We start from the raw sequence: 5,526 nt of genomic DNA on the forward strand, positions 1-5,526 counted from the left end.
CCAGTCCTTTGCCGTTACGGCGGGTGCTGCGGAATCGAAGAACATGCTGCGGGTCTTTTACAAATGGCCGATCATGACCGATCTACTGGCCCAGTCGATGGGCGGCAACAAGACCCTGCATTTCGCGTCGGTAACCTGGCAGAACGAGCCGTTCGACAATTGAGTTCGAGGCGGATGCACGAGCAGTAAAAGAAAGAGGGCAATGGGCATGATGCGTGCGGGGGCACATCTCAAGACTTCAGGAATTTGGCGCACAGCAATTCGATTCGGGTCCGATCGCCGCGGTATCGCGGCAGTCGAGTTCGCCTTGATCATGCCTCTTCTGCTGGCCATGTATTTCATCACCATGGAGGCGTCACAAGCCATCGAGACCAGCAAGAAGGTCAGTCGTCTCGGCAGCATGGTGGCTGATCTCGTCACCCAGCAGACGACAGTCGTCAAGGCGGATATCGACGCCATCATGGCGATCGGCGCCGTCACCCTTCAGCCCTACAACCGCTCGGTCCCGRGCATCACCATCACGGCCATACAGGTCACGACCGACGCAACGCCGCTGGTGCAAGTGGTGTGGTCGCGCAAACTGGTCAATGGCGTCGCCAGCACTGGCCCCACCACCACCACGGTTCCAGCAAAACTCAAGGTCGCCGGCACCTTCCTCATTCGCGTCGACAGCACTCTTGGCTACAAGCCGGTCATCACTTGGTCGGCGGGCAGCCAACAGAAGCTTGGATTGACCACGGCTTTCAACGCCCTGACGATGGGCGAGTCCTACTATCTGCGTCCGCGTAGAAGCGTGACGATCCCTTGCGGCGATTGCTGAACCGGGACCGCTGAGCCGCTCGCAAAACCGCTCCAAAGCCTCGCGTTACTGCCCCGGACCACTGCCCGCGACGAAGCGCACGACAGCGGCGGCCATGTCGTAATCCTTTGGCACCACGATAGCGAAGCCACCGGAATGCTTTGATTCCAGGAGATCGTAGATGTCTGGCGTCATCGACTTGAGGTTGGTGAGGAAGACGGTGAGCCGGCGCTTGGCTTCCGGATCGAGGTCGCTGCGGACGGCGTGGGGACCATATCTCAGCAGGCCTGACGCCCATACGACCTGAAGCGCCGCTGCCGAAAGTCCCGCAGCTTCGAGCCTCGCCTGGGTGCCCGATGCCTGCGCGCCTGAGGCTTGAGTGCCCGATGCTTCCGGCCGGCCGTCGGCAGCGGCCGTTACCCAGCCGAACAGGCTATCGGCCTTGCCATCGAGCAGCATCGTTTCCGCCGCCGCAGCCGACTCGGCATGGACCAGAAATGGTGCATCTTGCGCAATCTTGCGGCCTTCCGCAGTCAACGCCGCCAATGGCAACAGAGAACCGCCGACGCTGTCCGAAGGGGCCATGGCGATGCGATGGCTTTCCATTGCCGCCAGATCAGGCAGCTTGCCGTCGCGCGTCAAGAGAACGGAGCGGATGCCGATCGCGCCGTCAAAATCGACCGGAGCCACAAGCGGCTCGATGCATCCGCAGCGTTGCGACGCCGTCGCGTAGGCGGTCGCCGAATAGATCGCGTATTCGATGCGGGCATTGGCCTGCGCCTCGATCAGCGCGGCATAGTCGCGGGCGACGACAATCTCGACCTTCATCCCCAAGGCCTTGGTATAGGCGTCGGTCAACCGTGCCAGCCCCGGAACGGTGTTGCCGGCGCCTGGCTCGGCAACAATGCCGATGCGGAACGTGCCGATATCATCGCGCCAGTCGGCATGCGCCGGATTGGACCAGAGCGCACCCTGCACCAGCATGAGAGCGGCGTATGCCTTCAGGGTAACCCTCATGACAGAACCGCCGTCTGCTTTCCTTGATCCATGCCCTTGCCCGCCGCATCGTTGCGACATGCCAAAACCGCCACGCACCATGCATGTCGTTGCCCCAAAAGCGCCGCGCACTTTTGGGCGACATGCATTCTCAGTTTATGCGTGTCGTTGCCCCAAAGCCGCGGCRCACTTTTGGGCGACATGCATCGGACTATCACGCCTGGTCGTTGCCGTTTGGTTTCCGAATTGCCAACGAAGTCGCGGAACCCTATGTCTGGGCGTTCAAACTGGCAACAATTCGATGGCGCGCGCTTTCCTCTTCGTTCTGGACTCCTTCGGCATCGGCGGGGCGGCCGACGCCGACCGCTATGGCGACGCAGGTGCCAACACATTCGCGCACATCACGGAAGCCTGTGCCGAAGGCCGCGCGGATCGCGAAGGGCTTCGCAGTGGACCGCTGTTTGTCCCCTACATGGCCTCGCTCGGGCTTGGCAAGGCCGCCGAAACCGCCACGGGACTGGGCTTCGCGAGCAGCGGCACGGATCTGCTCACCACGGCCTTCCACGGCGCGGCGCAAGAGGTTTCGAGCGGCAAGGACACGCCGTCGGGCCATTGGGAAATCGCCGGCCTGCCGGTGCGATTCGACTGGGGCTATTTCCCGGATACGGTTCCCGCCTTTCCGGCGGATCTGACCGAGGCGATCATCCGCGAGGGCAAGGTGCCGGGCATTCTCGGCAACTGTCATGCGCCGGGCACCGAAATCATCGAGCGGTTCGGCGAGGAGCACATCCGTACCGGCAAGCCGATTTGCTACACGTCGGTCGACTCGGTCCTGCAAATTGCCGCGCATGAAACCCATTTCGGCCTCGAGCGGCTTTATGAATTCTGCAAGGTGGTGCGCAGACTGGTTGACCCGCTGAGGATCGGGCGGGTGATTGCACGGCCGTTCGTCGGCGAAACCACCGCGACCTTCGAGCGAACCTACAACCGTCATGATTACGCGGTGCCGCCACCGGAGCCGACCCTGCTCGACCGGCTGACGGCGCGTGGCAGCCGTGTCATCGCGATCGGCAAGATCGGCGACATCTTCGCCCATCGCGGAATTTCGCAAGTGCGCAAGGCGGCGGGCAACATGGCCATGTTCGACGAGGCGCTGGGCGCGATGGATGATGCCGGCGATGGCGACCTCGTCTTCGCCAATTTCGTCGACTTCGACACCGAATTCGGGCATCGCCGCGACGTTGCGGGTTATGCTGCCGCGCTCGAGGCCTTCGACCGGCGGCTCCCGGAGGCATTTGCAAGGCTGCGGCAGGGCGATCTTCTCATCCTGACGGCCGACCATGGCAACGATCCGACCTGGCGCGGGACCGACCATACGCGCGAACGCATTCCGGTGATCGGCACCGGACCGGCTTTCAAGGGCGGTGACATCGGACTGAGAACGACATTCGCCGACATCGGTGAAACCGTGGCGGAGCATCTTGGGCTGGCGGCCGGCCGTTACGGCACGTCTTTCTATGCAGCGATTGGCGGCCATGCCTGAACTGCCCGAGGTCGAAACGGTCCGGCGTGGGCTGCAGCCGGTTCTGGAAGGCGCCACCATCACCCGTGTCGAGGCGCGCCGACCGGATTTGCGCTTTCCATTTCCCGAAAAATTCTCGCAGCGGCTGACCGGCAAGACGATCACCGCGCTCGGCCGCCGGGCCAAATATCTGACGATGGACGTTGAAGGCGGTCCGGTGCTGATCTGCCATCTCGGCATGTCGGGCTCATTCCGCATCGAGACGGCGGATGGCAGCGACATGCCTGGTATCTTCCACCACGACCGCTCGAAGAGCTCCAACCACGACCACGTCGTCTTCCATGTCGTATCCGTGGGCGGCGCCAGTTCGCGCGTGATCTTCAATGATCCGCGCCGCTTCGGCTTCATGTTGTTTGCCGAAGGACCGCCGGATGTCCATCCGATGCTGGCAGGGCTCGGCGTTGAGCCAACCGGCAACACATTGGACGGCCCGCTGCTTGCCTCATTGATGAAAGGGCGGCGATCACCGCTGAAGGCAGCGCTTCTCGACCAGAGACTGATCGYCGGGCTCGGCAACATCTATGTCTCGGAGGCGCTGTGGCGCGCCAGCCTGTCGCCGCTGCGCGAGGCGGGCACGATCGCCAAGCCCGGGAAGAAGGCCCAGGCTCAAAGCGAGCGCCTCGCCGAAGCCATTCGCTCGGTGATATCAGATGCGATCGCGGCCGGCGGATCCTCGCTCAGGGACTATATGCAGGCTGATGGATCGCTGGGCTACTTCCAGCATTCCTTCGCCGTCTACGACCGCGAGGGTGAGCCTTGCTCGAAACCCGGCTGTAGCGGCCACATCGAGCGGATCGTGCAGAGCGGCCGATCGACCTTCTATTGCCGGACGTGTCAGCGGTGAGTTAGAGCAGTTCCAGGAAACGTGCGAGACGGCTTTCCTGGGAAAAGCGCGTAGCGCTTTCCCTAGGGAGTTGCATCAAAACAAGGAGATAGACGGGTTCCGCGTTTCCGTGAAACGATGACCCGCTCTGGACGATGGGCGAGCGAGGAGAAGCAAGTCATGGCCTATGAGACGATCGTCACCGAAGCGCGCGGCAAGGTCGGGTTGATCACGCTGAACAGGCCACAGGCGCTCAACGCGCTGAATTCCCAGATCCTGGCCGAACTGGTGGCAGCCGTGAACGGTTTCGGCGCCGATGCCGGCATCGGCGCCATGGTCATCACCGGTTCCGAAAAAGCCTTCGCCGCCGGCGCCGATATCAAGGAGATGCAGGCAATCTCCTATGTGGATGCGTACTGCCAAGACTTCTTCGTCGGCTGGGAGGAGTTTACGCGGGCGCGGAAGCCGATCATCGCTGCGGTGGCCGGCTATGCGCTGGGCGGCGGCTGCGAGCTGGCGATGATGTGCGACTTCATCATTGCCGCCGACACGGCCAAGTTCGGCCAACCCGAAATCACGCTCGGCGTCATTCCCGGCATGGGCGGGTCGCAACGGCTGACCCGCTTCGTCGGCAAGTCGAAGGCGATGGACATGTGCCTGACCGGGCGGATGATGGATGCAGCCGAAGCCGAGCGTTCGGGCCTGGTGTCGCGGGTCGTACCTGCCGGCGAGCTCGTCGAGGAGGCGCTGAAGGCGGCTGCCAGGATCGCCGACTTCTCACTGCCATCGGTGATGATGGCCAAGGAGGCTGTCAACCGCGCCTTTGAGACAACGCTCGCCGAGGGATTGCGCTTCGAGCGCCGACTGTTTCACTCGCTGTTCGCGCTCGAGGACCAGAAGGAAGGCATGGCGGCCTTCACCGAGAAGCGGAAGCCGAATTTCAGCAACCGCTGACGCCAGTTTGATAGCCGCCAAAAAGAAGGCCAGGCAGCGTTGACGCGCCGGAAAAGCTGAACTATAAGCCGCACCAACCGAGGCGGCCCCGTGGCTGCCCGTTTGTTTTTTGCGCCCTGCGGCATCCCGCATGCGCCGACCAGATCAGAAGAGAGGCATCATGGCCAATACATCCTCGGCCAAAAAGGCAACGCGCAAGATCGCACGCCGCGCGGCGGTCAACAAGAACCGTCGCTCGCGCGTCCGCACCTATATCCGCCAGGTCGAAGAGGCACTTGCCTCCGGCGACAAGGCTGCCGCACAGGCTGCGTTCAAGATCGCGGAGCCGGAATTGATGCGCGCCGCAACCAAGGGCGTGATCCACAAGAACAC

At 62.8% G+C, this 5,526-nt stretch carries 6 protein-coding genes and 1 pseudogene; 6 read left to right on the forward strand and 1 reads right to left on the reverse strand.

Annotation, left to right across the window (positions count from 1 at the left end; genetic code table 11):
* Both ACXJ7R_RS23820 and ACXJ7R_RS23825 read left to right on the forward strand, forming a co-directional pair.
* A pseudogene (locus ACXJ7R_RS23820) lies at positions 1-163 on the forward strand (TadE/TadG family type IV pilus assembly protein); the annotation flags it as partial.
* A 45-nt stretch (positions 164-208) separates the two neighbouring features.
* The gene (locus ACXJ7R_RS23825) at positions 209-820 is read left to right on the forward strand and encodes a TadE/TadG family type IV pilus assembly protein (protein ID WP_457153988.1); all 612 of its coding nucleotides are present in this window, start codon (positions 209-211) and stop codon (positions 818-820) included.
* A 45-nt stretch (positions 821-865) separates the two neighbouring features.
* On the opposite strand, the gene ACXJ7R_RS23830 is transcribed toward ACXJ7R_RS23825, so the two are convergent.
* The gene (locus ACXJ7R_RS23830; RefSeq protein WP_457153983.1) at positions 866-1,816 is read right to left on the reverse strand and encodes a phosphate/phosphite/phosphonate ABC transporter substrate-binding protein; all 951 of its coding nucleotides are present in this window, start codon (positions 1,814-1,816) and stop codon (positions 866-868) included.
* A gap of 280 nt (positions 1,817-2,096) precedes the next feature.
* Here ACXJ7R_RS23830 and ACXJ7R_RS23835 point away from each other — a divergent pair, with 280 nt between their 5' ends.
* From ACXJ7R_RS23835 to rpsT, 4 genes are all read left to right on the forward strand, one after another.
* Complete coding sequence (locus tag ACXJ7R_RS23835; protein WP_457153984.1) at positions 2,097-3,338, forward strand: phosphopentomutase; 1,242 nt, start codon at positions 2,097-2,099, stop codon at positions 3,336-3,338.
* On the forward strand, positions 3,331-4,221 hold the full coding sequence (gene mutM, locus ACXJ7R_RS23840; RefSeq protein ID WP_457153985.1) for a bifunctional DNA-formamidopyrimidine glycosylase/DNA-(apurinic or apyrimidinic site) lyase: 891 nt from the start codon (positions 3,331-3,333) through the stop codon (positions 4,219-4,221). Before ACXJ7R_RS23835 ends, mutM begins: the two co-directional genes overlap by 8 nt.
* A 159-nt stretch (positions 4,222-4,380) precedes the next feature.
* The gene (locus ACXJ7R_RS23845) at positions 4,381-5,154 is read left to right on the forward strand and encodes an enoyl-CoA hydratase (RefSeq protein ID WP_457153986.1); all 774 of its coding nucleotides are present in this window, start codon (positions 4,381-4,383) and stop codon (positions 5,152-5,154) included.
* A gap of 160 nt (positions 5,155-5,314) precedes the next feature.
* The coding region (rpsT, locus tag ACXJ7R_RS23850; protein ID WP_457153987.1) for a 30S ribosomal protein S20 at positions 5,315-5,526 on the forward strand (212 nt) is incomplete at its 3' end.

This window comes from Mesorhizobium sp. P5_C1 (assembly GCF_054049815.1).

Excerpts from the sequence above, each read along its gene's own strand:
- ACXJ7R_RS23830 (WP_457153983.1), bottom strand. The coding sequence starts at position 1,816 with ATGAGGGTTACCCTGAAGGCATACGCCGCTCTCATGCTGGTGCAGGGT.
- ACXJ7R_RS23835 (WP_457153984.1), top strand. The coding sequence starts at position 2,097 with ATGGCGCGCGCTTTCCTCTTCGTTCTGGACTCCTTCGGCATCGGCGGG.
- ACXJ7R_RS23845 (WP_457153986.1), top strand. The coding sequence starts at position 4,381 with ATGGCCTATGAGACGATCGTCACCGAAGCGCGCGGCAAGGTCGGGTTG.